At 71.9% G+C, this 23,666-nt stretch carries 29 protein-coding genes, 1 tRNA gene and 1 pseudogene; 13 read left to right on the plus strand and 18 right to left on the minus strand.

Translation table 11 applies throughout. The features are described 5' to 3' along the window. The first annotated feature begins 192 nt into the window (after positions 1-192). From F8568_RS36690 to F8568_RS36705, 4 genes are all read left to right on the plus strand, one after another. The gene (locus tag F8568_RS36690; RefSeq protein ID WP_160573896.1) at positions 193-375 is read left to right on the plus strand and encodes a hypothetical protein; all 183 of its coding nucleotides are present in this window, start codon (positions 193-195) and stop codon (positions 373-375) included. Positions 376-515: 140 nt separating this feature from the next. After that, the gene (locus tag F8568_RS36695) at positions 516-1,703 is read left to right on the plus strand and encodes a helix-turn-helix domain-containing protein (protein WP_160573897.1); all 1,188 of its coding nucleotides are present in this window, start codon (positions 516-518) and stop codon (positions 1,701-1,703) included. A 134-nt stretch (positions 1,704-1,837) separates the two neighbouring features. Further along, positions 1,838-2,086: a hypothetical protein gene (locus F8568_RS36700; RefSeq protein WP_151598239.1), complete on the plus strand. Its 249-nt coding sequence runs from the start codon at positions 1,838-1,840 to the stop codon at positions 2,084-2,086. Next, positions 2,083-2,343: a hypothetical protein gene (locus F8568_RS36705; protein ID WP_151598240.1), complete on the plus strand. Its 261-nt coding sequence runs from the start codon at positions 2,083-2,085 to the stop codon at positions 2,341-2,343. Before F8568_RS36700 ends, F8568_RS36705 begins: the two co-directional genes overlap by 4 nt. Positions 2,344-2,782: 439 nt before the next feature. Here F8568_RS36705 and F8568_RS36710 read toward each other — a convergent pair whose 3' ends face one another. The 8 genes from F8568_RS36710 to F8568_RS36740 all read right to left on the minus strand — a co-directional run bounded on the left by F8568_RS36710 (position 2,783) and on the right by F8568_RS36740 (position 7,086). Then, on the minus strand, positions 2,783-3,622 hold the full coding sequence (locus F8568_RS36710) for a hypothetical protein (RefSeq protein WP_151598241.1): 840 nt from the start codon (positions 3,620-3,622) through the stop codon (positions 2,783-2,785). A gap of 9 nt (positions 3,623-3,631) precedes the next feature. After that, positions 3,632-3,985, minus strand: coding sequence for a hypothetical protein (locus tag F8568_RS36715; protein WP_151598242.1), 354 nt, complete (start codon positions 3,983-3,985; stop codon positions 3,632-3,634). Positions 3,986-3,995: 10 nt separating this feature from the next. Continuing rightward, on the minus strand, positions 3,996-4,547 hold the full coding sequence (locus F8568_RS36720; protein ID WP_151598243.1) for a hypothetical protein: 552 nt from the start codon (positions 4,545-4,547) through the stop codon (positions 3,996-3,998). Continuing rightward, the gene (locus tag F8568_RS47215) at positions 4,540-4,722 is read right to left on the minus strand and encodes a hypothetical protein (RefSeq protein ID WP_151598244.1); all 183 of its coding nucleotides are present in this window, start codon (positions 4,720-4,722) and stop codon (positions 4,540-4,542) included. Before F8568_RS47215 ends, F8568_RS36720 begins: the two co-directional genes overlap by 8 nt. Next, positions 4,695-4,958 carry a hypothetical protein gene (locus F8568_RS36725; RefSeq protein WP_151598245.1) on the minus strand — a complete coding sequence of 88 codons (264 nt, stop codon included), beginning with the start codon at positions 4,956-4,958 and terminating at the stop codon, positions 4,695-4,697. The genes F8568_RS47215 and F8568_RS36725 overlap by 28 nt, the downstream gene beginning before the upstream one ends. Positions 4,959-5,230: 272 nt before the next feature. Continuing rightward, complete coding sequence (locus F8568_RS36730; RefSeq protein WP_151598246.1) at positions 5,231-5,854, minus strand: hypothetical protein; 624 nt, start codon at positions 5,852-5,854, stop codon at positions 5,231-5,233. Between the two features lie 708 nt (positions 5,855-6,562). Further along, positions 6,563-6,847, minus strand: coding sequence for a hypothetical protein (locus F8568_RS36735; protein ID WP_151598247.1), 285 nt, complete (start codon positions 6,845-6,847; stop codon positions 6,563-6,565). Then, the gene (locus tag F8568_RS36740; RefSeq protein WP_151598248.1) at positions 6,844-7,086 is read right to left on the minus strand and encodes a helix-turn-helix domain-containing protein; all 243 of its coding nucleotides are present in this window, start codon (positions 7,084-7,086) and stop codon (positions 6,844-6,846) included. Before F8568_RS36740 ends, F8568_RS36735 begins: the two co-directional genes overlap by 4 nt. A gap of 117 nt (positions 7,087-7,203) precedes the next feature. Between F8568_RS36740 and F8568_RS36745 the strand changes: the two genes are divergently transcribed. Together F8568_RS36745 and F8568_RS36750 are read left to right on the plus strand one after the other, a co-directional pair. Further along, entirely contained in the window at positions 7,204-7,752 is a 549-nt protein-coding gene (locus F8568_RS36745; protein ID WP_151598249.1) for a hypothetical protein, read from the plus strand. Continuing rightward, complete coding sequence (locus F8568_RS36750) at positions 7,749-9,215, plus strand: site-specific integrase (protein ID WP_151598250.1); 1,467 nt, start codon at positions 7,749-7,751, stop codon at positions 9,213-9,215. The genes F8568_RS36745 and F8568_RS36750 overlap by 4 nt, the downstream gene beginning before the upstream one ends. A 108-nt stretch (positions 9,216-9,323) precedes the next feature. Here F8568_RS36750 and F8568_RS36755 read toward each other — a convergent pair. Continuing rightward, positions 9,324-9,396: transfer RNA gene (locus F8568_RS36755), tRNA-Arg, on the minus strand. Between the two features lie 262 nt (positions 9,397-9,658). Here F8568_RS36755 and F8568_RS36760 point away from each other — a divergent pair. Further along, complete coding sequence (locus F8568_RS36760) at positions 9,659-10,003, plus strand: hypothetical protein (protein ID WP_151598251.1); 345 nt, start codon at positions 9,659-9,661, stop codon at positions 10,001-10,003. A gap of 81 nt (positions 10,004-10,084) precedes the next feature. Further along, on the plus strand, positions 10,085-11,116 hold the full coding sequence (locus F8568_RS36765; RefSeq protein WP_151598252.1) for a D-alanyl-D-alanine carboxypeptidase family protein: 1,032 nt from the start codon (positions 10,085-10,087) through the stop codon (positions 11,114-11,116). 4 nt (positions 11,117-11,120) lie between these two features. Here F8568_RS36765 and mscL read toward each other — a convergent pair whose 3' ends face one another. The 4 genes from mscL to F8568_RS36785 all read right to left on the minus strand — a co-directional run bounded on the left by mscL (position 11,121) and on the right by F8568_RS36785 (position 15,594). After that, on the minus strand, positions 11,121-11,531 hold the full coding sequence (mscL, locus tag F8568_RS36770) for a large conductance mechanosensitive channel protein MscL (protein WP_151598253.1): 411 nt from the start codon (positions 11,529-11,531) through the stop codon (positions 11,121-11,123). A 331-nt stretch (positions 11,532-11,862) separates the two neighbouring features. Beyond that, positions 11,863-12,495, minus strand: coding sequence for an SAF domain-containing protein (locus F8568_RS36775; protein WP_151598254.1), 633 nt, complete (start codon positions 12,493-12,495; stop codon positions 11,863-11,865). After that, positions 12,492-13,310 carry an S-methyl-5'-thioadenosine phosphorylase gene (locus F8568_RS36780; RefSeq protein WP_151598255.1) on the minus strand — a complete coding sequence of 273 codons (819 nt, stop codon included), beginning with the start codon at positions 13,308-13,310 and terminating at the stop codon, positions 12,492-12,494. The genes F8568_RS36775 and F8568_RS36780 overlap by 4 nt, the downstream gene beginning before the upstream one ends. 130 nt (positions 13,311-13,440) lie before the next feature. After that, positions 13,441-15,594, minus strand: coding sequence for an MMPL family transporter (locus F8568_RS36785; RefSeq protein ID WP_151598256.1), 2,154 nt, complete (start codon positions 15,592-15,594; stop codon positions 13,441-13,443). A gap of 227 nt (positions 15,595-15,821) precedes the next feature. On the opposite strand from F8568_RS36785, the gene F8568_RS50750 reads away from it, so the two are divergent. Then, entirely contained in the window at positions 15,822-16,031 is a 210-nt protein-coding gene (locus tag F8568_RS50750) for a hypothetical protein (RefSeq protein WP_328601190.1), read from the plus strand. Positions 16,032-16,045: 14 nt separating this feature from the next. Here the strand turns inward: F8568_RS50750 and F8568_RS50755 are convergent. The 4 genes and pseudogenes from F8568_RS50755 to F8568_RS36805 all read right to left on the minus strand — a co-directional run. Further along, positions 16,046-16,186 (minus strand): annotated as a pseudogene (locus F8568_RS50755) (FmdB family zinc ribbon protein); the annotation flags it as partial. 147 nt (positions 16,187-16,333) lie between these two features. Next, positions 16,334-17,818, minus strand: coding sequence for a potassium/proton antiporter (locus F8568_RS36795; RefSeq protein WP_151598258.1), 1,485 nt, complete (start codon positions 17,816-17,818; stop codon positions 16,334-16,336). Positions 17,819-17,921: 103 nt separating this feature from the next. Further along, positions 17,922-18,911: an NAD(P)-dependent oxidoreductase gene (locus tag F8568_RS36800; RefSeq protein ID WP_151598259.1), complete on the minus strand. Its 990-nt coding sequence runs from the start codon at positions 18,909-18,911 to the stop codon at positions 17,922-17,924. Positions 18,912-19,084: 173 nt separating this feature from the next. Beyond that, a complete protein-coding gene (locus F8568_RS36805; RefSeq protein WP_407924505.1) occupies positions 19,085-19,657 on the minus strand; it encodes a 5-formyltetrahydrofolate cyclo-ligase in 573 nt (190 codons plus the stop codon). Positions 19,658-19,699: 42 nt separating this feature from the next. On the opposite strand from F8568_RS36805, the gene galU reads away from it, so the two are divergent. The 4 genes from galU to F8568_RS36825 are packed head-to-tail and all read left to right on the plus strand — an operon-like array spanning position 19,700 to position 22,842. After that, complete coding sequence (gene galU, locus F8568_RS36810) at positions 19,700-20,635, plus strand: UTP--glucose-1-phosphate uridylyltransferase GalU (RefSeq protein ID WP_151598260.1); 936 nt, start codon at positions 19,700-19,702, stop codon at positions 20,633-20,635. 40 nt (positions 20,636-20,675) lie between these two features. Further along, complete coding sequence (gene glp, locus F8568_RS36815) at positions 20,676-21,881, plus strand: molybdotransferase-like divisome protein Glp (protein WP_151598261.1); 1,206 nt, start codon at positions 20,676-20,678, stop codon at positions 21,879-21,881. Continuing rightward, a complete protein-coding gene (moaC, locus tag F8568_RS36820) occupies positions 21,878-22,357 on the plus strand; it encodes a cyclic pyranopterin monophosphate synthase MoaC (protein ID WP_151598262.1) in 480 nt (159 codons plus the stop codon). The genes glp and moaC overlap by 4 nt, the downstream gene beginning before the upstream one ends. Continuing rightward, positions 22,354-22,842: a MogA/MoaB family molybdenum cofactor biosynthesis protein gene (locus F8568_RS36825; RefSeq protein ID WP_151598305.1), complete on the plus strand. Its 489-nt coding sequence runs from the start codon at positions 22,354-22,356 to the stop codon at positions 22,840-22,842. The genes moaC and F8568_RS36825 overlap by 4 nt, the downstream gene beginning before the upstream one ends. A 6-nt stretch (positions 22,843-22,848) precedes the next feature. Here the strand turns inward: F8568_RS36825 and F8568_RS36830 are convergent, their stop codons facing one another. Then, positions 22,849-23,634 (minus strand): DeoR/GlpR family DNA-binding transcription regulator, encoded by a 786-nt coding sequence (locus F8568_RS36830; protein ID WP_151598263.1) that lies wholly within the window; start codon positions 23,632-23,634, stop codon positions 22,849-22,851. Positions 23,635-23,666: the final 32 nt, after the last annotated feature.

The raw sequence follows: 23,666 nt of genomic DNA on the forward strand, positions 1-23,666 counted from the left end.
CCTTCAACTCGTCGTCGATCCGGGCATAGAGTGCCGTTGCGAGGGTGTCTAGGTCTGTCTTCACACACTGACATTGGACGCCCTCGCCCCATGTCCGCAGGCGAACCCTTGGACTCATTCATCTAGTAGGGCCCGGCACGGCGAACGCCACGCCGGCCGGGCCCGTCCACGCCCCCTACGGAGGAATGACGCATGTCGCAGCTTACGGCCGAGGACGGACAGACCATCGCCGAGCAGCTCAGGGAGGTCCAGGCCACCCTGAACAAGATGGTCCACGTCATGCACCTTCAGACCATGCTGTTGACCGCCGAGCACCCGGCGGCCGCGCCTGGCCCGCGCCGCCGGCACCTGCGCCTGGTCGAGCCGCTCGAGTAGCTCGCCCCCGGACCGGAAGGCCCCGCACTGACGCGACCAGTGCGGGGCCTTCCCACGTCCGATCGGCGGGACCCTGTGAAATGCGCAGGCCCCGCGCCTACGGTGGGAGTTGTCGAGACTCCACCTGGAGGTACGGGGCCATGCCCGAGCCTACATCGATCGGCGCCCGTCTCAGGGCGCTCCGCAGGGAACGCACCCTCACACAGGAACAGCTCGCCGAGGCCGCCGGCGTCTCGGTCGACCTGGTCGGCAAGCTCGAGCAGGGCCGCCGCGTAACCGCGCGCGTCACCACGCTCGCGAAACTGGCCAGCGCGCTGGACGTCGAGATCTCCGCACTGATCGACCGGCGCGAACGCCTCGGCACCGACCGCGACGGCGGCAGCGTCCTAGCCCTGCGGGACGTGCTCACCTCCCCGTCGCTGCTACCCGGGTTCGATGCCGACGACTCCGGCGACCCGACTCCGATCGAACAGCTCACGCGCACGGTCGACCGCGCGTGGCGGCAGTACTGGGCCGGGGAGTTCGGCGAGCTGCTGGCGATGCTGCCCGGCCTGATCGGCGAGGCCCGCGTCACCCGGCAGGCGCTCGGCGCGCCGGCCGTGCAGTCCCTCGCGCAGGCCTACGAAGTGACCAGCTCACTGCTGACCCAGATCGGCCGGACCGATCTGGGCATCATCGCGGCCGAGCGCGCCGTCACCACCGCACACGAGGGTGATGACCTGCTGTTGTGGGCGTGGATGCACGCGGCGTACTCGTGGGTGCTGCTGCACCAGGACCGCTACGCCGAGGCTGAGGACCTCGCCGTGAAGACGGCCGAGCGGATCGAACCCGGGTTCCGCGGCGAGGACCGCGAGATCGCCGTATGGGGCAGCCTGCTCACGTCCGCGGTCGCTCCGGCGGTCGCACGGGACCGGGACCCGGGCGAGTACCTCAGCCTCGCCGCGGCCGGCGCCGAGCGCCTCGGCCGCCGCGTGTCGGTGTACAGGACAGGGTTCGGGTCCGCGACGGTCGCGATGCAAGCCGGCTACGGGTACGCCGTGCTGAAGCAACCGGGCAAGGTCCTGGAGGCGTCCCGGCGGATCCGGCCGGGCGACCTGGAGGGCATCTCGTGGGGCGCGCACCTCATGGACGTAGCACAGGCCCACCTTGACGCCGGGCACCGCCGGACGGCGTCCAGGGCGCTGCTGGAGGCCCGGCAGGTGTCGCCCGTGTGGTTCCGCCACCAGCGCATCGCGCGGTCCGTGACAGCCGAGATACGCGAGCAGGAACGCCGGTTGAGCCCGGAGACGCGGACGCTGGTCAAGGCACTCGACCTCGAAGACGAGTAGGACGTCCCGTCCGGGTGAGCCGGGTTCGGCCCGCGCCGCCCGGACGCCGCGTCCGGGTATGGCCGTGCGCGGCCACGCCGATCCGGACGGCCCGTCCGTGGTGCCCTGCAACCGACCGCGCAACTCTGTGTCACATGACACACACAGAGACTGAGCGGGCGGCGCCTGCGGATTCGGAGGCCCTCGACCGGCTACGCCACGAGTTCCCCGGGTGGTGGTTCGGGCGCTCTCACAAGAACGTCGGATGGGACGCCAAGCGCCGCCGCGGCGCGTTCTGGACGGGCGGTATCTGGGCGCTCGAGGCGACCTCCCCCGAGCTGCTGCGCGAACTGCTGCTCGAAGTCCAGATCATCGACGCCAAGCACGCGGCGGCGCGGTCATGACCGCCGTGCCGATGGTGGTCGAGCTGACCCCTGAGAACCTCGCCGAGTGGGCGCGGCAGCGCGAGCAGCTCGAGCGGGACTTCCCGGACTGGTGGTTCCACCACCACAACCCCGACTGCACCCTGCACGACTGGGAAGCGCGCCGGCGCGAGAACCGGCTCCCCATCGATGGCGGAGTCTCGTGGATCCGGGCGGGGAGCGCCGAGCGCCTGCGCGAGCTTCTCGAGGGCGTCCAGCGGCTCGAGGCCGGCCGATGACCGCGGCGCCGGAGTTCACAGGCGACGTTGCCGAGGACCAGGCCGCGCTACGCGCCGCGCACCCGGGATGGCGGATCGCGCGCGCGACCGGGAAGTGGTGGGCCTCGCGCGGCTTGAACGGCGAGGTCCTCGGCAGCAGCGCCGTCCAGGCCGTCACCGCGGCCGAGCTGCACGCCAAGTTGACGGCCCAGATGACTCCGCGGTCCCGAGTGAAACCGGCGCCTCGGGACCGCGGACAGGGGGACGGTGCGGCCGGGTAAACCCCCGTCGCCGGCTGACCGTCCCCCTACCAGCGGCCGCGGCCCCGGGTAGCTCTTCGCGGGGTGAGCCCGGGGCCGCGGTCCAACCGCTTTACTACTGCGGTGCCATGCTCTCTGACCTGCACAGATGTGGGCCGGTTACTCCGAGCTGGCACATCTGCGCGACAGCGGCGGCCGCGTCACCCGCTCCGCCAACGGCGGTTCTGCTGGTACTCCTGTTCCGCCTCGGCGAGGCTGACCGGCCGTCCGACCTTCACGGCCTCCCGCGCCTGCCGCTCGGCCTTTCCCCGTTCGTAGTCGTCGGCGAACACCACGGGCGCGCCGTGAACCTCGCCGATCTCCGGCCGGGGGAGCTCGCGTACCCGCGCGGCCGCCAGCGCCGGCACCTTGTCGAGCAGACCGTCCGGCCGCGCGTCCAGCTCGAGACGGCGCCCGAAGTGCTGAAGGTGCCGGGTCAGGCCGTGCAGGCGCGGCAGACGCGCGACCGCGACCCGGTGAAGCACCCACACCGCCAGCGACGACGGTTCCACGCCCGTCCACCAGGCGCCGCGCAACCGGACCGCGCCGCGCGTCCCGCCGGTCTGGTGGTCGACGCCCGACCCGTCGCTGAGCGGCAGACCGCAGCGGACGAGCTCGGCCGCCGTGTGCTGGACGAGCTCGTCATGCGCGGCGCCCGCGTCCAGCAGCTCGACCATCGCGGCCTGTGCCGCGGCGGCCGCGTCGGTGACCCGCTTGCGGGACGCCTCGAGCGCCTTGCCCGCATCGGCCACCACCTTCCCGGCGGCCTTCTCCCGCGCGGGCCGGTCCGCCAGGTCCGCGCGCTCGGCCGCGTACTGCGCGCGCAGCGCCTCGAGCCGCTCGGCCGCCTGGTCGACCCAACCGACCCGCGCCGCGCGGACGGCGCCGCTCTCCCGGCCGGTCAGCCACGCGAACCGGCGGCCGGGGCCGAGCTCGGCGAGCGCGTCCTGCGCCTCGGCGAGCTCGAGCTCGGCGCGCCGGATGTCGTCCTCGGTGATCACGAGTTCCTCCTACAGGTAACGGATGTCGTCGGCGCCCGGGTTCGCCGTCTGGTCCGCGGCCAGCAGCGCCGCGACCACGGCGCGCAGAAGAACATCGGCGGGGCCGCCCTCGCGGCGCGCCGTGTTCTCGCTGCACCGGATGAGCGAGCTCGCGTCCCGCCGGTTCAGCGTGATGGTCGCCGACTCCTCACCCGTGCGCAGCGCCTCCAGGACGGTGGCCAGCGCCCTGCCCGGCGCCGAGTCCGCGTACGTGCCCTTCAGGATCCGGCCGGCCTTCTGCAGGGCCTCGCCCTGCTCGGCGCCGGTGAGGGTGGGAAAGGTGATGGTGGCCGTGATGCTGTGGCCGGTGGAATACGTCGTCATGATCATCCTCCTACTGGGGGTCGAACCACATGGACAGGAACCGGGCGAGCGCACCCGCGTGCGGCGCCGGCGCCACGCCCGTCCGGGCGCGGGCCCGCATCGCCTGCTCGTGCGTCACCCACGCGCGCAGGCCACCGGGCGTGAGCGCGGCCGCGGCCTCTTCGATGCGCCGCGCGCGCCGCGCCCGCTCGAGGTAGTCCAGGCCGCGCGCGTCGTCGTCCAGGTCGGAGAACGCCCGGTTGGCGGCCGCGGCGACCATCACCGTTTGGTGCCATCGGCTGTTGGCCAGCAACGCCTGGCGGCCGCCGCCGCGCATGCTCGCGGCGTAGTCGGCCATCTTGCGGCGGGCGGCCGCGGGCAGGTTCCCGCGGTCGTCGGAGTGGTAGGTCTTCCCGCCCACGAACGCGACCGCGCGGCCCGGCCGCAGCACCCGATTCGTCCGCGCTCGGAACCGCGGGTCCCGCATCACGACGGCGGTGATCTCGTCCACCGCGGCATGGAACGCGGCCGCCAGCTCGTCATCAGCGAGCAGCCGCGCGGCGATCGCTTCGAACTCATCCATCGTTGTCCCTCCCTGAAGGGGTGGTGAGGTACTCGGTCACCAGGCAGAACACCCCGCCCGAGGCGAGGCCGGCGGCCGGGGCGAGCGTCCAGGCGGCCGCGGTCAGCAGAACGAAACCCGCGATCGTCAGTGCGGCCCGGACGGCGGTCACCAGCGGACCCGTTCGCGGTCCCATGCCGCGGTTCCCCGCAGCGGCGGCCGCGGCCCGCGCATCGCCGAGCGCGTCCAGTCCATGACGAGCCAGTAGCGCCGCCACGCGGTGGTGGGGGCGAGGCCGACCGCGTCGGCTGCCTGCCGGATCGACCGGCCCGCGGTGATCTCGCGGACGACGGCGAGGCCCTGCTGTACGGCCTGCACGCTGTTCAGCCGGCAGTAGGGGACGGGGCCGCCGCGGCGGGGTGGGTGTTTCACTCTTAACGTGTCCTCCCTTGATCGGCGTTTGTGCAGGTCGGACCGGCGAACGCGTTGCCCCGGTGAGGCAGTGAGACATTATTCGTCTTTTGTCTCATCTTGGGCGCGCTGAAGTTTCGCGGCGTGCCGCGCGCGCAGGCCGGCGTCTCGGCGGGCCTGGTGGGCGGCGGCGCGGTTCTGCCGGGCGGCGCGGCGCTGGCGGTGGAGCTCGCGTAGGCGGGCGAGGCGCTCGTCAACGGCCTGCCGTAGCTCGGCGTCCGTGCGGTCATCGGTCACGGCGTGGTCCCTCCGGAGGGTTCGGCGTCCGGCGGCGCCGGGCACGTGCAGTAGGGCGTGAGTTCCTGGCATCGGCCGCAGAACTCGGGCTCAGCGGTGAGCAGGGGTGCGGGCGTGACGGGCGTTCCGTGCTCGCGGGCGAGGCGCGCCAGCTCGGCCGCGCGCTCCCGGGTGACGGTGGTGTGCCGCGGGCGCGTCAGGTAGTTCACGTTCGTGCCGCGACCGCGCAGCGGCTCGAGCGCCTCGCGCAGCTCGGGGGGAGCGGTCGGACGGATCGCCGCAGGGTCCGGGACGCCTTCCGGGCGTGCGACGGCGTGCGCGTCGGCCACGCTCCGCTCGTACACCTTCGGTGCGGCGGGCGGGTCGGGCCAGAGGCCATGAGGCGCGGTCAGGCGGCCGGGAGCGCCGGTGTCCGGGTCGGCCGCGAGCTTGGGCAGCACCGCGGCGATGTGCTCGAGGGGACGGCCCGCAGCCAGGGCGGCATCGATGGCGGCGCCGATCGCGGCAGGCTTCCACTCCGGTCGTGCTCGGTGCACCTGCGTGATGAGCTCGGCCCGCGCCGGGTTGCCCTTCCCGTGTGTCTCGTCCCCCCCGTTCGTCGCCGAGCTCGGCGACGGCACGTCCTCAGCCGTGAAAGCCGGGGCGGACGGGGGAGGGGGGTCCGTAGGAGGGTAAAGAGGGTCGGGTCCATGCTGTGGACCGGTTTCGGTCCGTGCTGTGGACCGGTCTCTCTCCACGTCATGGACCGGTTCCGTCTGTGGACCGGTCGCCTCACCAGACGCGTCCGTACCTGATGTGACCTGCGCATCTACTTCAGACCGGTCCACAGCATGGACCGGTTCCGTCTGTGGACCGGTTCCGACGAACCGGCCCTTGCCGTTGCGGGCACGCTTGGCCCTGCCCTGCACGGGCGTCGGCCCCGAGGGGAAGCCGAACCGGTAGTTGTGGATCTGCTTGTGGGTCTTGCGCGGCCCGAGGTCGATCAGCCATCCCCATGCCACGAGGTTCTGGCGAGCGGCGATCACGGCTGAGCGGGACAAGCCGGTCTGCTGTATGAGTCGTGCTGTGACAACCCATCCGTAGGAGACCGGGCGGCCGTTCTCCTTGCCGTGGTTGCCGTAGCACAGCGCCACCAGGCGCTCATTCGGCGGAAGGTCGGAGTCCCACACGTGATCGGTGAACTGCTGCGCCGGAGTCGGCCGCCGGGGCGGCGGCGCGGCCGACGTCATCGGGCACCATCGCTTAGGGGAAGCGGTGACGAGCCTGTGACCAGCACCGATGCCGGATGATGGCACGGCATCGGCACCATCGGGAAGGCAGCCGCGGGCCTAGACGGCGCGCAGGGGCGTAGGCTCATGGGTGGTGGCGTCCTCCGGGACGGTGTCGGCGGCGGGCCCGGCCGCGGGGCCCGCGCCGTACAGAAGCGTGATCAGGTCGTTCGTCGGGATCTTGATCATCCGGCCGAGGCGGAGCACCCGCGTCATAGTCCACTCGCCGCGACGGATCGCCTCATACACCGTCCAGTCGCTGACCTGGAGCACAGACGCCGTGGTCGGCACGTCGGTGACCGGGCCGAGCGCCTCGAGCGCCTCGCGGGACCACCGCACAGTCACGAGCTCGGCCGCTCTGCGACGAACGGGCGCAGGCTGATAGCCACTTCCTGAAGCCCGATTACTTGGGCAAGTCGTTGGAGCGCTTCGACGCTGAGTTGCCGCTCTCCCCGTTCGACCCGCGAGAGATGCGCAGGGTCAATGCCGGCCTGCTCGGCTGCCCTGCGGAGGGAGAGGCGTCTGGCCTCGCGGGCTTGCTTGAGCAGGGCGTAACCCTGCACAGGTGTTTGATCCACCTTCATGTATGTGAGGTTAGGCCCTTGTGGTCACGGAGGCAACATCTGTGTTCGATAACCTTGTATCGACGTTGACTGCTGGTCTACGGTGAGCATGTGTCGGAGGGAAAAGCAGCACCTACCGTGAATCAGCTAGTCGCTTTCAACCTCGCGCGCGCCCGCCGTCAGAAGGGGTGGACGCAGGAGGAGACTGCGGCCCGCCTGACGGCGGCAACGGGCAAGCGCTGGACCAGCGCCACACTGGGAGCGGCCGAACGATCCTCGGAGACCGGACGGACGCGGGAGTTCGACGCGAACGAGCTCATGGCCTTCTGCCGCGTCTTTGCGCAGCCGCTGGCGTACTTCTTCCTGCCTAGCCGGCCGAACGGCGCCTGGCTCTACTCGCTCGGCGCACATGCGGATGGTGAAGCCGAGACGATCGAAACCCTGGACCTCTTGATCATGGCCATGGCCATGAAGCCCTCGGCCGAGTTCAGGGACGCGATCGCACCTGTGCTCGCCCACCGCGGCCTCACGTGGCGCGTCGGCTACTTCTCGGCGACCGATGCGGAGAGAGAAGGCCAGGTGATCGTGAGCGCCACCTCGAGCGAAGCCACGCTCGAGACGATCGCTATGCAGCTGCGATCGATGCTGCGCCTTATCGAGCAGCCGCTAGCGGGCGGGACGTCATGAAGCCGTACAAGTCGTGTTCCTGCCGGGACCCTGAGACCGGCAAGCTGCTCGGCAAGAACTGTCCCGACCTGCCGAAACGCCACCATGGGGCGTGGTATGCCCGGTACGAGGCGCCGCCCGTCAACGGGAAGCGCCGTCAGCCGCGCGTCGGCCCGTTCGCCACGGAGAAGGAGTGCAAGGCGGCGCTGGCCGAGGTCCTCGGGCAGGTCGGCAAGACTGGTCACGTCGACGACCGGAAGATGACGCTCGGCGCCTACCTGGACAAGCGGCACGAGTGGCGCGTCTCCGAGGCCGAGACGGGCGGCGGCCTGAAGCGCTCAACCCTGGCGACCGATCGCGAGATCATCGACCTGTACCTGAAGCCAGGCCTCGGGCACGTGAAGCTGGTCGACCTGCGCGACCACCACATACGCGACCTGTACACCGCCATGCGGCAGATCAACCGCGACGGCGAGGGCAAGCGCCCGTCCGAGATGCTCCGACGGCTGCTCGAGGCCCGCGCCGTCAAGCACGGGGCGCGCTACTCCAACCGGCCCGTCTCGGAGTCCCGGGTGAAGCGCGTGCACATCGTGCTGAACGCCGCGCTGAACGATGCTGTGACGGTGTCCAAGCTGCTGCTCGTCAACCCGGCCGCCGGCGTCTTCCGCGGCAAGGGCGGCGCCGCCCGCAAGGGCAAGGCCAAACCGCTGCTGTGGACGGATGAGCGCGTCGCGCATTGGGAGAAGACCGGCAACGTTCCGGCCCGCGTCATGGTCTGGACGGCCGCGCAGTGCGGCGCGTTCCTCGACTTCGCCGAGGCTGACCGGCTGTACCCGCTGTGGCACCTGGACGCCTACTGGGGCATGCGGCGCGGTGAGCTGGTCGGCCTGGACTGGCGTGGCGTCAGCCTCGAGCGGCGCCGCCTGCACGTCCTGCAAGCGCAGCCCGATGACGAGCTGGACGACGTGAAGTCCGAGGACTCCGCCCGCATCGTCGTGTTCGATGAGGCGACGGCCGACGTGCTGAAGGCGTGGCGCAAGCGCCAGATGAAGGAGCGCGTGCAGTGGGGCGAGGCCTGGACGGACACCGGCCGCGTGTTCACCCGCGAGGACGGCCAGGCGCTCCGCCCCGAGTCGGTGTCACAGCACTTCGTCCGCCTCATCCGCCGGTACGGATCGATCCGCCGGCACCACGCGGACGGCTGGACGCGCGAGCAGATCGTCAAGCGGGCCCGCGTCTCCGAGCACGAAGTCGAGGTGGCGCTGGCCGGGCCGCCGCTCCCGCCCGTCCGCCTGCACGACCTCCGGCACGGGTCCGCCACGATGCTGCTCGCCGCGGGCGTCGACATGAAGGTCGTCTCGGAGATCCTCGGGCACGCGTCCGCGGCGTTCACCTCCGATGTGTACGCGGTGGTGGCCGAGGAACTCGCCGAGGACGCCGCGGCGAGGATCGCGGCGTTCGTGCCGCGCCGGAACCGGGCGTGAGCCGATGGTGCCAGCAATGTGCCAGCACGGCCCGGTGACGATCACCCGGGACGACGAACGCGCCTCCCGGCCGTTGTGTTTCGGCTGGTCAGCGCGTTGCGGGTTCGGCGCCTCCGGCAGGATTCGAACCTGCGACACCCGCTTTAGGAGAGCGGTGCTCTATCCCCTGAGCTACGGAGGCATGTCGTCGCTCGCCGGAAGAGCGTAGCGGACGGCACCTACAGCGTAGGGGAAGGGGCGTACTGGGCGCTCCCCGTTATGGGGCGATCGCGGTTGAAGGGAGCGCCAAAAGGGCGGCGGGAGACGGCCTGCGCGCTCTAGGCCCGGTGGGGTCGGTGTGGGTACGCTTCGGTGCCGTGACGGGTCGGCATCGCGGGCAGCCGAAGGACCGGGGGACCGGTGAGGCCGCCGAGACGCGTGCGCCTCGGCGGAGGCGTGTCGCGATGATCGCGGGGGCGTTCCTGGTGCCCGTCGCGCTGGCGACCGTGGTGGCGTTCGCGCTGCGCGAGGAGCCCGCGGGACGGCCGGACGGGGCGGTGACGCCGACGCCGCGGGCCGTGGAGGCCTCGCCCACGGCGGAGCCGACGTTCGGGCAGTACATCCCGCCGGAGAGCGACCCGCAGGCGGAGACGAAGGCGCCGCGCAAGGTCGTGACGCCGCAGGCGAAGCCGACGAGCAAGGCGACCCCGAAGCCCACGCGGCAGCCGGACGTGCGGCCGTCGTGCCCGTGGTGGGGCGTCCCGTACTTCGACCGGTGGTGCCATCGCCCTCGTCATACAGGCCGCTGATGCGGTTGCGCCCAGTTCACCGGTGAACCTGTAGTAGCGTTCTGCCGCTGTTCGTATTCGGGCATCAGGAGGAAAAGCACCGTGCCGAACCCCCGGTCGGCTGCGCTGGCCGCGGCCGTCCTGGTGATGGCGACGCTCGTGCCGCAGGGTGCCGGCAGGGCGGCCGAAGGCGGGGACGACGTCAAGTCGCTGCGCGAGGCCGCCGCGAAGGCTCGCGACGAACTCGAGTCGGCCACCAAGGACATGGAGGGCCGCAAGAAGGACCTGGCGGCCTCGCAGAGCAAGCTGAAGGCGACGCTGAAGGACCTGGCGGAGGCCGAGGCGCAGCTGAACGAGATCCGGCAGCCGCTGGCACGGCTCGCGAACTCCTCCTACCAGCAGCCCGGTGCCGCCGGGTCGATGGCGGTGTTCGGCGGCGGGAACCCGGAGGAGGCGCTGCGCGCCACCGCGGACGTGAGCATGCTCGCCCGGTCGCAGCAGGAGCTTGTGGACCGTGCCGACGCGCTGCAGAAGCGCAGGCAGCAGCTCGCGTCCACGGCGCAGGACCTGCAGTCCCGCAACGCGATCGCGCAGACCCGTGTGCAGCAGGACATCGACGGGCTCAAGCAGCGGTCGGCGCAGCTCACCGACCAGCTGAACGCGATGCTCAAGAAGCTGCCCGAGAGCAAGCGGCTGGAGCTCGGGTGCGACAAGAGCCTCGCCGCCGACGCCAAGAAGTTCCCCAACGGGCTGATCCCGCAGAAGTACCTGTGCCCGCTGCCGCAGAAGGGGCGCGAGCTGCGCGCGGACGCGGCGCTGGCTTTCTACAAGCTGAACGCGGCGTACAAGGCGCACTTCGGCCGCGACATGTGCCTGACGGACTCCTACCGGAGCCTGGCCGAGCAGCAGTCGGTGTACGTGCGGCGGCCCGGCTTCGCGGCCGTGCCCGGCACCAGCAACCACGGCAAGGGGCAGGCCATCGACGTCTGCGGCGGGGTGCAGAACCAGGGCTCGGTGCAGTTCGACTGGCTGAAGGCCAACTCCAAGAAGTACGGCTGGTTCCACCCGGCGTGGGCCTACAGCAACCCGTTCGAGCCCTGGCACTGGGAGTACGGCACCGAGAGCCAGTACTGAGCCGTCAGGGGGTCTGCGCCAGCGGGACGATCTCGGAGGTGCAGAACCGGCAGCGCCGCGCCTTGATGGGGATCTCGGCGAGGCACTCGGGGCACTCGCGCTCGGTGGCCTCCTTCCCGCGGTCCATCCGCTCGATCAGCTTCGTGGTCGGCAGCACGACGAGGAAGTAGACGATCGCCGAGGTGATGACGAAGGCGATCGCCGAGGTGACGAAGACGCCGTACGGGAACGTCGTGCCGTTGATCGACACCGACAGCCGGGTGTAGTCGGGCTTGCCGCCGATCAGCGCGATCAGCGGGGTGATGAATGAGTTCGCGAAGTCCTTGACGAGCGAGGCGAACGCGGCGCCGACGACGAACGCGACGGCGAGGTCGACGAGGTTCCCGCGGAAGAGGAACTTCTTGAATCCGCCCATGGTGTGCTCCCGGGGGTAGGTGGGGCGCGTCCGGTCGGACGCGCTCCCGACGGCGGTCGGCTGCGGGCGCGCGGGGGACGGGCACGGCCGATCCGCGCTCGATCCGCCCTGCTCGGAGGGGGTTCTCGGTCCCGCGTGCACGATGTCAGTGATGTTCGGTCCGGTCGGGGACGGACGGAACGGCTACGGATGGTAATGAAGCTTCACCTCTTGCGCCAAGTTGATCCCGCCGGCGCCGCACCCCCGCCCGGTAACGGCCCGGCGAGCCTCGGGTCGGCCCGGGATGGCCGCGGGCGGGTGTGTCCGGGATCTGGAGGCCTGGGCCGGGTGGTCATGGGGCCGTGATGGTGATCGAGAGGGTGGGACCGGCAGCGGCCAGGGCCTGGGCCTGCGCGTGGTCGGTGGCGAGGACCACCAGGGCTCCTTCCTGGCCTTCTTCGCCGGCGTGCCGGGGCACGGTGATCACGGGGACGCCGGACACGATCACCCTGGCCTCGCTCCACCGGCCGCCGTTGCCGGGGAGGTCGCCCGGGCCGGCGGGCGGCGGGGCGGCCAGCACGTCGACGCGGTCGCCGGCGTGCAGCAGCCGGACGGTGCCGGCGTCGGCGATCCGGGCGGGCGCGGCGACCGTTCCGGGGCCGTAGCCGTGCAGGAGCCCGTCGCCGACCAGGCGGGCGTCGGTGAGCGGCTCGCCGCGCCGCATGGGGCCCGCGAGGACCCGCCCGGCCGCGCCCGAGCGGACCGCGCCCGCCGGGACGGCCGGGGGCGGCAGGTCGAGGGCGCGCAGGTCGGACGTGCCGAGCGTGGCGCCGGCGGGGAGGTCGCGGGACGCTGCCAGGACGCGGACCGAGGGCGCCGGGCCGGGGCGCAGCGCGGTGAGGGCCAGGCCCGCGGCGGCCGCGGCGGACAGCGCCGCCAGCGGGCGCCGTAGCCGCGCCGCGGCCGCCGCGGCGGGTGCCCTCACGGCAGCTCCAGCGGGAGGTCCATGCCGTCCAGGACGGCGGGGCAGGGGCAGCCGCGTTCGGCGGGCAGCGCCTTGACCACGTCCGCGACGAGGCCGCGCAGCCGCCCGATGTTCTCGCCGAACACCCGCAGCACCTCGTCCATGGTGACGCCTTCGCCCTCCTCGATGCCGGCGTCGAGGTCGGTGACCAGGCAGAGCGGGGTGTAGCAGAGCGCCAGCTCGCGGGCGAGGACGGCCTCGGGGTGGCCGGTCATCCCGACGAGCGTCCAGCCCTGGCCGGCGTACCAGCGGGACTCGGCCCGGGTGGAGAAGCGGGGGCCCTCGATGACGACGAGGGTGCCGCCGTCGACGGGTGCCCAGCCGGCGGCGTTCGCGGCGTCGACGGCGGTGCGCCGGCCGGTCGGGCAGTAGGGGTCGGAGAACGAGACGTGGATCGCGGCGCCGTCGTCGTAGTAGGTCTGCGGGCGCCCGGACGTCCGGTCGACGAGCTGGTCGGGGACGGCGAGCGTGCCGGGCCCGAGGTTCGGGGTCAGCGAGCCGACCGCGCTCGGCGCGAGGACCTGCCGGACGCCGAGCGACCGCAGCGCCCACAGGTTGGCCCGGTAGGGGATCTTGTGGGGCGGGAAGCGGTGGTCGCGGCCGTGCCGGGGGACGAACGCGACGCGCCGCCCGGCGAGCTCGCCGACGGCGATCGCGTCGCTCGGCGGGCCGAAGGGCGTGTCGACGCGCACCTCCTCGACGTCGTCGAGGAAGGAGTAGAAACCGGAACCGCCGATGACCGCGATCTCGGCCGTGGACTGCGAGTTGGTGGACATGCCGCCGACACTAACCAGCCCGCCGCAGCGCGTGCGGACCCGCCGCGAAATGTGGATAACTTCATGATCGTCGGACGCGGCGGAGGGGCCCGGCGCCGCGCCGGACCCCTCCCGACTCCGGGGGATCGCGTCAGCCGACCCGGTCGAGGACCTGGGAACGGCCCGAGCGGACCTCACGGGCGGCGAGCCGGCCCGGCGCCCAGATGCGCCGCCCGAGGTCGTGCGACAGGGCGGGCAGCAGCAGCGACCGGACGACCAGCGTGTCGAACAGGACACCGAACGCCACGACGAAGCCCATCTCCACCATGGACACCAGCGGCAGCGTCGCCATCGCGCCGAACGTCGCCGCCAGCACCACCCCGGCCGAGGTGATGACGCCCCCGGTGACGGTGAGGCCGCGCTGGATGCCACGCCGCGTGCCAAGGGTTTGGGACTCTTCCCGTACGCGGTGCATGAGGAAGATGTTGTAGTCGACCCCGAGCGCCACCAGGAAGGTGAACGCCTGCAGGGGGAACCCTGTGTCGGTGCCCTCGAAGCCGAAGCCGTGCCTGAAGATGAGCGCGCACGCGCCAAGCGAGGCGAGGAACGACAGGACGACGGTGCCCATCATCAGCAGCGGCGCGACGAGCGCGCGCAGCAGCAGGACGAGGATGACGAAGACCACGCCCAGCACGACCGGGATGATGACCTTGTTGTCACGGGTGGAGGCGCGCTTGGTGTCCAGGGACGTGGCGGTGGTGCCGCCCACCTTCGCGTCGGCGGATGGGACGGCGTGCACCGCGTTCCGGAGCCGGTCGATGGTCCGCTCGGCCGCCTTGCTGTCGGCGGGGTCGCGCAAGGTCGCCTCGTACATGACGAGCCCGTTCGCGGTGGCGGGCGGGCTGACCTGGGCGACACCCTGTGTGCGTGCGGCCGCGGCGGCGATCTGGGGCGCCGCCGACGCCTTGCCGATGATGACGGCCGGGGAGCCGGATCCGGCGGGGTAGTGCCGCGCCAGGCTCTCCTGCCCGACGATCGAGTCGGGACGTCCGGTGAACTGCCCGGCGTTGGAGAGGCCGTCGGCCTTGAGCGAGCCGAGGCCGAAGGTAAGGCCGACCAGGACGATGCCGGTGGTGATCCAGAGCGCGCGCGAGCGCCTGCCCACGAGGGCCGCCACGCGGGACCAGATCCCGTGTTCCGCCTCGTACGCCTCGGGCTCGAGGTATTTGGCGTCGTAGCGCGGGACGAGCGGCCAGAACACCCAGCGGCCGAAGATGACGAGCAGGGCGGGCAGGAGCGTGACCATCGCGGCGAGCGCCGTGAGGACGCCCGCCGCCGCGACGGGGCCGAGCCCGGCGGTGGAGTTCAGGTCGGCGAGCAGCAGGCACAGCAGGCCGACGGCGACGGTCGCGGCGGAGGCGACGGCGACGGTCGCGGCGGAGGCGATGACGGCGGGCGCGGCGCGGCGCAGGGCGAACGCCATGGCCTCGTGCCGGTCCTCGTGGCGGTGGAGCTCTTCGCGGTAGCGGGCGACGAGCAGGAGGGCGTAGTCGGTCGCGACGCCGAAGACCAGCACGGTCATGATGCCGGAGCTCATCCCGTTGACGGTCAGGTCGGCGTACTTGGCCAGCAGGTAGATGACGGACTGGGCGAGCCCAAGGGCGAAGACGGCGCTGAGCACCGGGATGAACCACAGCACGGGGCTGCGGTAGATGATCAGCAGCAGGACGATCACGACGATGCCGGCGGCCATGAGCAGGAAGCCGTCGAGGCTCTGGAACACGCCGAACTGGTCGGAGCCGGCGCCGGCGGGCCCGGTGACGTGCGCGGACAGTCCGGGCGGGCCGCGCTTGACGATGTCGCGGGCCTGGTCGACGGCGTCGGTCACGTCGTCGCTGTTGATCGGGACGAGGGTCTCCAGCGCCTTGCCGTCCTCGGCCGGGATCGGTCCCCGCGCCTTCTCGGCGCCGGGGAGGCGCTCGAAGGCGTGCGTGTCGGAGGCGGCCTTGGCGCGGTCGGCGGCGGTGATGCCGGAGGGGCGTTCGTAGACGATGACGGCGAGCATCGTCTCGTCCTTGCGGAAAGTGTCCTGCTGCTTGACGATCCGCGTGGACTCGGCGCTGGCGGGCAACCAGGACGCGGCGTCGTTGTCCTCGACGTCGGCCAGCTTGCCGGCGAGCGGGCCGAGGGCGGCCAGCAGGACGATCCAGACGGCGAGGACGGCCCATTTGCCGCGGCGTCCGGCGATCGGCCCGGCGGGCCCGCGGGCCGGTGTTCTGGGGGGAGCCTGGCTCTGTGCGCGCATGGTCGATCTCCTGGGGATGCCCGTTGATCTCGCGATATGACGTGAAACTCGCTCAGAACCAGAGTCTCTCTGATGAAGAGAGAAAGCAAGTTATATCGCGAAATCTCGGGGTAGCCTCAGGGTTCCCTTAGGGGTGGCCTCAGGGACGCCCCCCGGGGTGGCCGTAGCACGACGAAGGCCGGAGGAACCCGGTCGGGTTCCTCCGGCCTTCGGAAGCGCGGTGGGGCGTGCCCTGGAGTCAGGCCACCTTCTCGGACGAAGAGGACTTCGACGGCGAGGCGGAAGACGAGGACGACGAGTCGCTCGACGAGCTCGACGAGGAGGACGTGTCGGACTTGCCGGAGTCACCGCTCGACGACGACGAGCCGTTCGACCCGTTGGACGAGCTGCCCACGGTGGAGGACGACTTGCCGGAGCCGCGGCTGTCGGTGCGGTAGAAGCCCGACCCCTTGAAGATGATCCCCGCGGCGGAGAAGACCTTGCGGAGCTTTCCGTTGCACGCCGGGCATTCGGTCAGCGCGTCGTCGCTGAACTTCTGCACGACCTCCAGAGGCTCGCCGCACTCGGTGCAAACGTACTGATACGTCGGCAACGGTTCCTCCTAGCTGACTCAGCCCGGGCGCCGTCCGGGACTGGCACTCACTCTAGATGACTGCTAATGGTACCCATGCCTGGAACACGATTCGCCGCGGGTCTGTTCCCGGGCCCCGGCGAGGTCATGTACCGGGCCCCGGCGCGGTCATGTACCGGTCTCGCCGAACCAGCCGGCCAGCTTCCCGCGGCGGCTGATGGCGCGCAGCCTGCGCTCCGTGGTCTCGCGCACGGTGTCGGTGGTCACCACCAGGAGCGTGTCGCCGCTCTGCAGGCGCGTGGTTGGTTCCGGCACGAAGCTCTCCCCGTCCCGGACGACGAGGGTGATGGACGCTCCGGCGGGCAGCCGCAGCTCGAAGATCTCCACACCGCTCAACCGGGAGTCGGGCGGGATGCGGACTTCGAGCAGGTCCGCATGGAGCTCCTCCAGGGGTGCGGCCTCCACGTCCAGCTCCCGGGTCTGTTCGTCGCTCTTGAGGCGGCACCAGCGCGCCACCAGGGGCAGCGTGGGGCCCTGCAGGAGCGTGAACACCACGACGATGTTGAAGACGATGGAGAAGAGCCGGTCGGCGTCGGGCACGTCCTCCACCATCGGGATGGTGGCCAGGACGATGGGGACGGCGCCGCGCAGCCCCGCCCATGAGGCGAAGACCTTCTCGCCCCACGACAGCTTGAACCCGATCGAGGACAGGACGACCGACACGGGGCGCGCCACGAGCAGCAGCACGAACCCGATGACGAGCGCCGGGACGATCTGGCCGGGGAGCGCGCTGGGCGAGGCCAGCAGCCCCAGCATCACGAACAGCCCGATCTGGGCGAGCCAGCCGATGCCTTCGGCGAAGCCCCTCGTGGCCGGTCGGTGCGGCAGGCGCGCATTGCCCAGCACTAGCGCGCTCACATAGACGGCCAGGAAGCCGCTCGCGTGCAGCAGCGTGGCGGCGCCGTAGGAGCCGATGGACAGCGACATCACGGCGATGGGATAGAGGCCGGATGCGGGGAGGGCGACGCGGCGCAGCGCCTGTGCGCCGAGCCAGCCGATCGCGAAGCCGAGCAGGCCGCCGGCGGCGAGTTCGTACACCATCACGCCGGCGAGTTCGGCGAGGTTGGGGACGGTGTGCTCGACGCTGAGCGTCGCCACGATGATCACGACGGGCGCGTCGTTGAAGCCGGACTCGGCTTCGAGCAGCCCGGTCAGCCGGGACGGCAGGGGCAGCCGGCGCAGCACCGAGAACACGGCCGCGGCGTCGGTGGGGGCGAGCACGGCGGCCAGCAGGAACGCCGGGCGCCAGTCCATCCCGATGAGCCACTGGGCGGCGAGCGCCACCACCGCGATGCTGATCAGGGTGCCGATGATGGAGACGCTGATCGCGGCGGGCACGGACGGCCGCACGTGCCGCCAGCTGGTGGTGAGGCCGCCCTCGGCGAGGATCAGGACGAGCGCGGCGAGGCCGAGCGTCTCGGCCAGTTCGGCGTTGTCGAAGTCGATGTGCAGGGGACCGGACTCGCCGATGAAGAGGCCGAGGCCGATGTACGCCAGGAGGGTCGGCAGGCCGGCCTGATGCGACAGCCGGACCGCGACGATGGCGCTGAGTACGAGCACGGCCCCGAGGAGTAGCCAGATGTCGAGATGCACATCCCACCCTTCGGGGTCGTCAAAGTTGAACTTTTAGCAATACTACAGATTAATGCGTCAAATGCATACTTGCGGTTGATGAACGGGACGTCTAGAACGTCCGTTATCTCCGTCTGACCTGCGGATCCACCCCGTTGACCACGTTCTGCACCGCGTGTCCCTGGACGGCCCTGGTGACGTTGTCGAGCAGCATCGTCACGATGTTCCGCTGCGCCTGCGTCGTCCCGCCCGCCGCGTGCGGTGACAGCAGGACGTTCTCGTGCGCGCGCAGAGGGTGGTCGGCCGCGGGAGGCTCCTCGTCGAAGACGTCCAGGGCGGCGCCGGCGAGCCGTCCCGACTCCAGCGCGGCGAGGACGGCGTCGTCCGGCGCGATGCCCCCGCGCGCCACGTTCACCAGCAGCGCCTTGTCGGGGAGTAGCGCGAGACGATCCGGGCCTATGAGACCGCGCGTATCGTCGGTGAGCGGCAGGGCGAGCACCAGGATGTCGGACGCGGCGAGCAGATCGTCCAGCTCCTTGTAGGGGACCGGTGCCGATTCGCGCGGACGCCTCGTCCAGTACGACACCTCGCAGCCGAGAGCCTGGAACAGCCGCGCCGCCTCCGCGCCTATGGCCCCGTAACCGACGACTCCTACGCGCTGCGCATGGACTTCCCTTGTGCCCCGCGCCAGAAGCTCCGCCTGCGGCCAGTCGCCCGCGCGCACACGCCGGTCGCCCCAGAGGAGGTGGCGGCACAGGGCGAACGCGGCGCCGACCGCCCATTCGGCCACTCCGCGAGCGTTGGCACCCGCGGCGTTGGCCAGCGGCACACCCGCCCGTGCCAGCGCGTCGCCGTCGATGCTGTCCGTCCCCACCCCGGGCATCTGCACGAACGCCAGACGCGGCGCCGCGGCGACGGCCTCGGCGTCGAGCTTCAGCCGGCCGCTGAAGTCGCCGATGACCAGCTCGGCGTCCGGGAGCGCCGCGAGGAGGCCGGGACGGTCCCTGGTCTTCGGGAACGTCACCTCCACGGCGTCGCCGAACGATCCGAACAGGCCCCGCACGATGTCCTCCCCCAGCGGGGGGAGGGAAAGGATCCGCCACGGCGCCGTCATCTCGAACCTCCCGGTGAGCCTCGCGTCCGACCGCGGTCCCCGAAGCCGCGATCTTGCCGACTCTCACCCTATGCGGCCGTCCGGTACTGGCCACAGGGCCAGGTCCTGCTGACCGCGAGGCCACACCTCCAAGGCCGCGAGAGGCGCCTTCCCGGGCGTCCTGCCGCCCCGCCTCAGCCGAACCGCACCAGCCCCCCGGACGGCGTCGCCGCGGCGCGCACGCGCTGGTCGTGCGGCTCCGAAGGGAGCTCGTCCACCAGCTCGGAGTCGTACACCAGCCCGACCGTCAGGATCGCGGGCCCCACCCGGGCGAGCGCCCGGTCGTACGAACCGCCGCCGCGGCCCAGCCGCATCCCCGTCCGGTCGACCGCGACCGCCGGGGCCAGCACCACGTCCGCGCTGGCCACGGCCCCCGTGCCGCGCGGCGGCTCGGTCGGCTCCAGGCATCCGCGCGGGCCCGGCGCCAGCGAGTCGGGGCCCTCGTAGGACGCCCAGTCGAGGTCGCCGTCCGGCAGCAGGCGGGGGAGGAGCACGTACGCGCCGCGCTTCCACAGCGCGAACAGCAGGCTCCTGGTGTCCGGTTCGGTGCCCGTGGAGACGTAGGCGGCGATCGTCCCCGCCATCTCGATCTCGGGAACGGACAGCAGCGCGTCGCGCAGCGACCTGCCCGCCGCGGCGCGCTCCTCGGGACCCATGATCCCACGCCTTTCCAGCAGTCCGGTGCGGACGCCGGTCTTCGAAACGATGTCGTGCACGCTGTTGTCCTCGTGGATGGCTAGGGTCTGTTCATGGTCGACATTGCACCCGTGCTCAAGGCCGTCGTCCCGGCGGCAGGCCTCGGTACCCGATTCTTGCCCGCCACGAAGGCGACGCCAAAGGAAATGCTGCCCGTCGTCGACAAACCGGCGATCCAGTACGTCGTCGAGGAGGCCGTGGACGCCGGCCTCAGCGACGTGCTGATGATCACCGGGCGCAGCAAGCGGTCCATCGAGGACCACTTCGACCGCGCCTACGAGCTGGAGGAGGCGCTCAACGCCAAGGGTGACAGCGAGCGCCTCGCGGCCATCCGCGAGTCCGCCGACCTGGCGATCATGCACTACGTCCGGCAGGGCGAGCCGCGCGGGCTCGGCCACGCGGTGCACTGCGCCCGCCAGCACGTCGGCCACGAGCCGTTCGCGGTGCTGCTCGGCGACGACATGATCGACGCGCGCGACAAGCTCCTGCAGCGGATGATCGAGGTGCGCGGCCAGTACGGCGGCAGCGTCGTCGCGCTGATGGAGGTCGAGCCCGACCAGGTGTCCGCCTACGGCTGCGCCGCGATCGAGGCGACCGGCGAGGACGACGTCGTGCGCATCTCCGACCTGGTCGAAAAGCCCGCCGCCGAGGAGGCGCCGAGCAACTGGATCATCATCGGCCGGTACGTCTGCGACCCCGCGGTGTTCGACGTGCTGGAGAAGACCCCGCCCGGGCGCGGCGGCGAGATCCAGCTGACCGACGCGCTGCGCACCCTCGCCGACATGCCCGCCGAGAACGGCGGCGGCGTGTACGGCGTGAAGTTCCGCGGCCGCCGCTACGACACCGGCAACAAGCTGGAGTACCTGCGGACGGTCGTGCAGTTCGCCGCCGAACGCCCCGATCTGGCGCCCGAGTTCATCCCGTGGCTGCGCGAGTTCGTGCAGGCCCATGACGCCGCCGACGGCGTGGGCGGCTCCGCCGACGCGTGACGACCCGTCACACTGGTTCAAGGGGGCTGGGGAGATGGGCATGAGAACGGTCGATGAGCACCTGACGGAGATTCTCGGCAGCGTCGCGGCGCTGCCGCCGCTCGACCTCGCGCTGCTGGAGGCGCAGGGGACGGTGCTCGCCGAGCCCGTCACCGCGCCGGTCCCGCTGCCCCCGTTCGACAACTCCGCGATGGACGGCTACGCCGTCGTCGCGGCGGACATCGCCGGGGCCACCGAGGCGGAACCGGTCACGCTGCCCGTGGTCGGGGACATCGTGGCCGGCGACCCGGGCGTCTCGGCGATCCGGACGGGCCTGACCGCGCGCATCATGACGGGCGCCCCGCTGCCCGCCGGCGCCGACGCGGTCATCCCGGTCGAGTGGACCGACGGCGGTGCCGCGACCGTCCGCGTCAGCCGTCCCGCACCGGCGGGGAACTACATCCGGCGGTCCGGCGAGGACGTCCTCGCCGGGCAGACCGTCGTGGAGGCCGGGACGCGGCTGGGCGCGACGCAGATCGGCATGGTCGCCGCGGTAGGGCGCTCCCATGTCGTCGTCAGGCCGAAGCCGCGCGTCGTCGTCGTCTCCACGGGGGACGAGCTGCAGGAGCCCGGTGCGCCGCTCGCGCACGGGCAGATCTGGGAGTCCAACAGCTACATGCTCACCGCCGCCGTGGTGGAGGCGGGCGGGATGGGCTTCCGGCAGGCGACCGTCCACGACGAGCCCGCCAAGGTCATGGAGATGCTGGAGGACCAGCTCGTCCGTGCCGACGCCATCGTCACCTCCGGCGGCGTGTCCATGGGCACCAGGGACGTGGTGAAGGAGGTGCTGTCCGGCACCGGCACCGTGCGGTTCCACAAGGTGCGTATGCGTCCGGGCAAGCCGCAGGGGTTCGGGCTACTGGAAGGCACGCCCGTCTTCACGCTGCCGGGGAACCCCGTAAGCGCGTACGTCTCGTTCCAGGTTTTCGTGCGTCCCGCACTGCGCGCCATGCAGGGGCTGCCGCCCGAACCGATGCCCACCGTCAGCGCCGTCCTGGCCGAGGACATCAAGTCGCCCGCCGGGCTGCGGCACTTCGTGCGCGGGCGGCTGGCGTTCAACCGCAGCCACTACACCGTCACCCCGGCGGAGACGCAGGGGTCCCACCAGCTCGGCTCGCTCGCCATGGCGAACGCGCTGATCGTCCTGCCGGAGGACAGCGAGGCGCTGCCCGCCGGCTCGCACGTCGACGTCATGAGGTTGCCATGAGCGCCATGGGCACCGAGTTCTCGCATCTGGACGACAAGGGCGCGGCCCGCATGGTCGACGTGTCCGGCAAGGACGTGTCGGCCAGGACCGCCACCGCGACCGGGTTCGTCCGGCTTTCCGCCGAATGCGTCGGGTTGCTGCGGGCCGGCGACATGCCGAAGGGCGACGCGCTGTCGGTCGCCCGGATCGCCGGGATCATGGGGGCCAAGCGCGTCCCCGACCTGGTGCCGCTCTGCCACCCGATCGCGCTGCACGGCGTCACCGTCGAGCTGGAGATCCGCGACGAGGGCGTGGCGATCACGGCGGTGACCCGCACCGCCGACCGCACCGGCGTGGAGATGGAGGCGCTCACCTCCGTCTCCGTCGCCGCGCTCGCGCTGGTCGACATGGTCAAGGCGGTCGACCCGGCCGCCGTGATCACCGGCGTGCGGGTCGAGGAGAAGACCGGCGGCAAGACCGGCGTGTGGCGTCGATGATCCGCGCGATGGCGGTCACCGTGTCCAACCGCGCGGCGGCCGGGGTGTACGCGGACAAGTCGGGCCCGGTGCTGGTCGAGCTGCTGGAGGACCTCGGCTGCCAGGTGGACGGCCCCGTCGTGGTGCCGGACGGCGAGCCGGTCGCCGAGGTGCTGCGCGACGCCGTCGCGCAGGGCTACGACGTCGTCGTCACGTCCGGCGGCACCGGCCTCACCCCGACCGACCGGACGCCGGAGATGACCCGGCTCGTCATCGAGCGGGAGGTCCCCGGGATCGCCGAGGCGATCCGGCTGGAGGGCCGCGACAAGGTGCCCGCCGCGATCCTGTCCCGCGGCCTCGCCGGGCTCGCCGGGCGGACGCTGATCGTCAACCTGCCCGGCTCGACCGGCGGCGTCCGCGACGGCATGGCCGTCCTCGGCCGCGTCCTGGCGCACGCCGTCGACCAGATCGGCGGCGGCGACCACCCCCGCCCCGCTTCGGGATGAACTGGGTCAGGCCTGGACGACCCGGACGCCCGCTTCGGTGAAGGCGGCGACCTCGGCGGCCGGGACGGTGCCGTCGGTGACCAGCACGTCGATCCGGCTCGTGGCGCAGATCCGGGCGAACGCGCGCCGGCCCACCTTCGAGCCGTCCGCGACCACGACCACCTGGTCGGCGCGCTCGGCCATCAGCCGGTTGACCTCCGCCTCGCCCTCGTTGTGGCAGGTCGCGCCGTGCTCGACGGCCACCCCGTTGACGCCGAGGACCGCCACGTCCAGCGTCACGTGGTCGAAGATCCCGCCGGCCAGCGGGCCGGTCAGCTCGTAGGACTGCGGGCGCGGCACGCCGCCGGTCAGCACGATCTTCACGTGCGGCCGGACGGCGAGCTCGGTGCCGATGTTCAGCGCGTTCGTCACGATGGTGATCGCCGGGGCGCCGCCCTCGGCGTGCAGGTCGGCGCGCGTCGCGAGCACCCGCGCCACCTCGGAGGTCGTGGTGCCGCCGTTCAGCCCGATGATCGACCCGGGCCGGGCCAGCTCGGCGGTCGCGGCGGCGATGCGCTGCTTCTCCGTCGCGTTCCGCGCGGTCTTGTAGCGCAGCGGCAGGTCGTAGCTGACGCTCTGGGCGACCGCGCCGCCGCGCGTGCGGGTGAGCATCTGCTGCTGGGCGAGCTGGTCGAAGTCGCGGCGGATCGTCGCGGCCGACACCGCCATCCGCTCCGCCGCCTCCTCCACGCTCAGCCGGCCGGCGTCCGCGAGCAGTCCGAGCAGCGCGTTCCAGCGTTCGTGGCGTGTCACCCCGGCCCCTCTCCGGTACGCGGACGGTCCCG

The organism is Actinomadura physcomitrii (genome assembly GCF_008923205.2).
Classification (GTDB): Bacteria; Actinomycetota; Actinomycetes; order Streptosporangiales; family Streptosporangiaceae; genus Spirillospora; species Spirillospora physcomitrii.